At 61.5% G+C, this 3,540-nt stretch carries 4 protein-coding genes; 2 read left to right on the forward strand and 2 right to left on the reverse strand.

From position 1 onward, the window contains the following. Positions 1 to 218 precede the first annotated feature (218 nt). Positions 219 to 806 carry an NUDIX domain-containing protein gene (locus FEM54_RS27870; RefSeq protein ID WP_026013479.1) on the reverse strand — a complete coding sequence of 196 codons (588 nt, stop codon included), beginning with the start codon at positions 804 to 806 and terminating at the stop codon, positions 219 to 221. Positions 807 to 919: 113 nt separating this feature from the next. Between FEM54_RS27870 and FEM54_RS27875 the strand changes: the two genes are divergently transcribed. Then, the gene (locus FEM54_RS27875; protein ID WP_138453789.1) at positions 920 to 2,059 is read left to right on the forward strand and encodes a GGDEF domain-containing protein; all 1,140 of its coding nucleotides are present in this window, start codon (positions 920 to 922) and stop codon (positions 2,057 to 2,059) included. On the opposite strand, the gene FEM54_RS27880 is transcribed toward FEM54_RS27875, so the two are convergent. Then, on the reverse strand, positions 2,038 to 2,907 hold the full coding sequence (locus FEM54_RS27880; RefSeq protein ID WP_099548700.1) for an SDR family NAD(P)-dependent oxidoreductase: 870 nt from the start codon (positions 2,905 to 2,907) through the stop codon (positions 2,038 to 2,040). The two genes, FEM54_RS27875 and FEM54_RS27880, sit on opposite strands and share 22 nt — an antisense overlap. Positions 2,908 to 3,069: 162 nt before the next feature. On the opposite strand from FEM54_RS27880, the gene FEM54_RS27885 reads away from it, so the two are divergent. Next, positions 3,070 to 3,540, forward strand: a 471-nt coding sequence (locus tag FEM54_RS27885; protein WP_171045921.1) for an alpha/beta hydrolase, incomplete at its 3' end; no start/stop codon positions are given.

Here is a 3,540-nt window from a genome sequence, read left to right on the forward strand (position 1 = left end):
TAAACCGGCAGGGATGCCGGTTTAGCCGCGCTGGGCCAAGGATGGCCCATCGCGGCGGCCCCCCAAATCACTGTCGGATTGCGGGCATGCCGAGCCACAGCGAGGCACCGAGTGTTGGGGCGAGGACTTTTTGCTTACTTTTTGGTCCCTCAAAAAGTGAGCCGCTGTAAGAGCGGAACCATAAGCCGCCGTTACCCAAATAATGGATATGCACACAATCACCAGCCATCTTTAAGCATCCGCAATTCCAGATGCTGCAACAGCATAATGGTCTTGCCATCGACAATCTCCCCACTCTGCACCATCGCCAGCGCCTGCTCAAACCCCAACTCCAGCACTTCAATATCCTCGCCCTCCTCCTCCAGCCCGCCCCCCGTACCAATCTGATCCGCCTGCGTATACTCACCGATAAAAAAGTGAATCCGCTCAGTCACCGAACCTGGACTCATAAACGCCGCATAGATTTTTTCCACATGACCGACGCGATACCCGGTCTCTTCCTCAGCCTCCAGGCGAATACGTTCTTCAGGACTGGCATTGTCCAGCAACCCGGCAGCCGTTTCGATCAAGTAGCCGGGGTAATCGTTGACAAACGTAGGCATGCGAAACTGCCGGATCAACAGCACCGTGCGCTGCCCACGGTTGTACAACAGGATGGTCGCGCCATTGCCCCGGTCATACACCTCACGAGTCTGGGCCTGCCAGCTGCCATCCTGGCGACGCAGGTCGAAGCTGTACTTTTTCAAGTTGTACCAGCTGTCTGAAAGGGTTTCTTCAGCGGTGATGCGAATAGGGCTGTTGTCCATGGTCGGGCCTTTGCTCATAGAAGCCGGGAGCATGTCGCGCCAGCAATACCAGCGTCAAGCGGCCTGCTTACGGATACAATCGCCACCCAAGAAGGATCGCCAGGTTCACGCCAATGATGCTGCACATCCCGACGCTATTGATGGTAGCCATGTTCGTGTTCGGCCTCATGGGCCTGCTCACGGTACATGCCTGGAGTCGTGGCCGCGAACCGACCCTGGGCTATCTGGGCAGCATGCTGCTGCTCGCCGCCCTGGGCACCGGGCTGATTGTGGTGCGCGGCGTGGGCATGGACTTTGTCGCGCTGGTCATCGGCAACGTGGTGCTGCTGCTCAGCGCCGCCATGAACTGGACCGCCATGCGCACCTTCGTGCAACAAAAACCCAATGTACCGGGCATCCTCGCCGGCGCCGTCCTGTGGTTGGTGATGTGTTTGGTGCCGCCGTTCTATGGCTCGCTGTCGGCGCGCGTCACCCTGTATTCACTGTTGGCTGCCGGCTACGGCGTGCTGTCGGCGCTGGAGCTGTGGCGCAAGCGCAAAAGCCTGGAGGTGGCCTACGTGCCGGCCCTGGTGCTGACGTTGTGGCACACCGGTTTTTATGGCGTGCGCGCCTTTACCGACCCTGGCCTGCCGATCAACAGCGAACGGGCCTCGGAGAGTGAAAGCACGCCGTTTTTTGCATTCATGCTGTTTGAGTCGATGCTGTACGCCATCGGTATCGCCTACGTCACCTTGGCGATGGTCAAGGAGCGCGCCGAGTTGCGCTTCAAGGCCGCCGCCTTCAGTGACGCGCTGACCGGCATCGGCAACCGCCGCGCCTTTATGCTCAGGGGTGAACACCTGCTGCACCGCCATCAATGCGCGGCCCTGTTGCTTTGCGACCTGGACCACTTCAAACGCCTGAACGACAGCTTCGGCCATCCCATGGGCGACCAGGCGTTGATTGCCTTCAGCCAGGTGCTGCAGGACGCGTTACGCAACGAGGATGTGTTCGCACGCATTGGCGGCGAAGAGTTCGCCTGCCTGTTGGCAGGCAGCGATGAAACCGATGCGTTGGCAGTGGCCGAGCGAATCCGCCTGGCGTTTGCGCGGTTGGAGTTGCTGGCGCCGGGCTTTCTGAGCGTGAGTATCGGCATCGTCACCACCCAGGCAGCGGGCAGTGACTTATCGCATTTATTGTCCCAGGCCGACCAGGCGCTGTACCTGGCCAAGGCGCAGGGGCGTAATCGGGTTCAACTGGTCACGCCGGCCTGAGCCAGCGGCTGCTTGATGCGCGACCACGCGGCGGCGACTTCTTGCGCATTGGCCGCCTTGATGCGTGCGAGATTGCGCGGGTACTCCACGCCTGGGTTTTCGGTGAAGCGCGTGGCGGTGAATTGACCATTGCTGGCGCGCAGGATGTAGCCCGTGTCCTGACACTGCCCAGAGGCCAGGAACACTACGCCCGGCGTCACCCACTCTGGCTTGAGTTCATCCGGTTCGTCAGTCACGCCCCACATGCGCGTCTTGGCCACCGGCGAGATCGCGTTGACGTTGATGCCGGCCTCGGCGCCTTCATGGCTCAGTGCATTCATGATGCCCAATTGCGCCATCTTGCCGGCGCTGTAAGCCACCAGCCCGGCTTGCTCGTACTCCACGTACATGGCGCGGTCGGAGGTGGTCAGGATAATGCGCGGCGCCGCTGAGCGCAGCAGGTGCGGCCAGGCGTGCTTGCACAGCCAGAGCGGCGCGTAAAGGTTGATGTCCATGGTGCGCTGGAGGAACGCGGCGTCGAGGTCGGCGATGTTCTGGTAACCGACCCAACCGGCGTTATGGATCAGGATATCGAGCTGGCCGTAAGCCTCGATGGTGAAGCTGATCAGTTGTCGACAACCCTCGTCCGTAGACAGGTCGCCGCCATGCCCGAGCACCGCCAGCCCTTCGGCCTGCAAGGCTGCGGCCGCCGCGTGCACCACCGATGCATCAGTGCCGACGCCTACCTTGTCGGCGCCGATATCGCTGATCACCACCCGCGCGCCACCTTGGGCCAGCGCCCGTGCATAACTGAGGCCCAGCCCGCGCGCGCCGCCGGTGATGATTGCCGTTTTGCCGGTGAAATCCATGTCTGTGCTCTCCTGTTCGGCCGCCCACCCTAACAACCCGAGCAGAGGTTGTTCAAGGCAGCAACACTTTGCAAGCAATCCCCCTCTACGGCCGTCGAATTAATGCCTGCCGGCCCACGCCATCTGGTAAAACGCCTGCTTCGCCTTTGTCCTGGAACCTTCATGTCCTCTCGTTTTCTGTCCCGCCTGGGCCTGCGCTGGGTTCCCCTGCTGTGCATGGCCATCCTGATTGTCGGCCTGCCGGTGGGCTGCGCCGTGCTGCAACACAAGGAGCGTGAGCTGGTGTTTCGCATCGAGCCGGGCACCGCCGGCTGGTACACCGGCCTGCCCAAGGCGGTGCAGGAATTCGATATCAAGCCGGCCAGTTTCAAATCGGGGCAGAATCTGCACGGCTGGTGGTACCCGGCCGGCCACAAGGATGCGCCGGCGATCCTCTACCTGCACGGCGTGCGCTGGAACCTTACCGGGCAGTTGTTTCGCATTGAACAGCTGCACGCGCTGGGCTTCTCGGTGTTGGCCATCGACTATCGCGGGTTTGGCCAGAGCCACGGTGATTTGCCGTCGGAAACCAGTGTGTATGAGGACGCGCGCATTGCCTGGGAACGTTTCCAGATATTGCAGCCCGACCCCGGC

Source organism: Pseudomonas edaphica, from assembly GCF_005863185.1.
Taxonomy (GTDB): Bacteria; Pseudomonadota; Gammaproteobacteria; order Pseudomonadales; family Pseudomonadaceae; genus Aquipseudomonas; species Aquipseudomonas edaphica.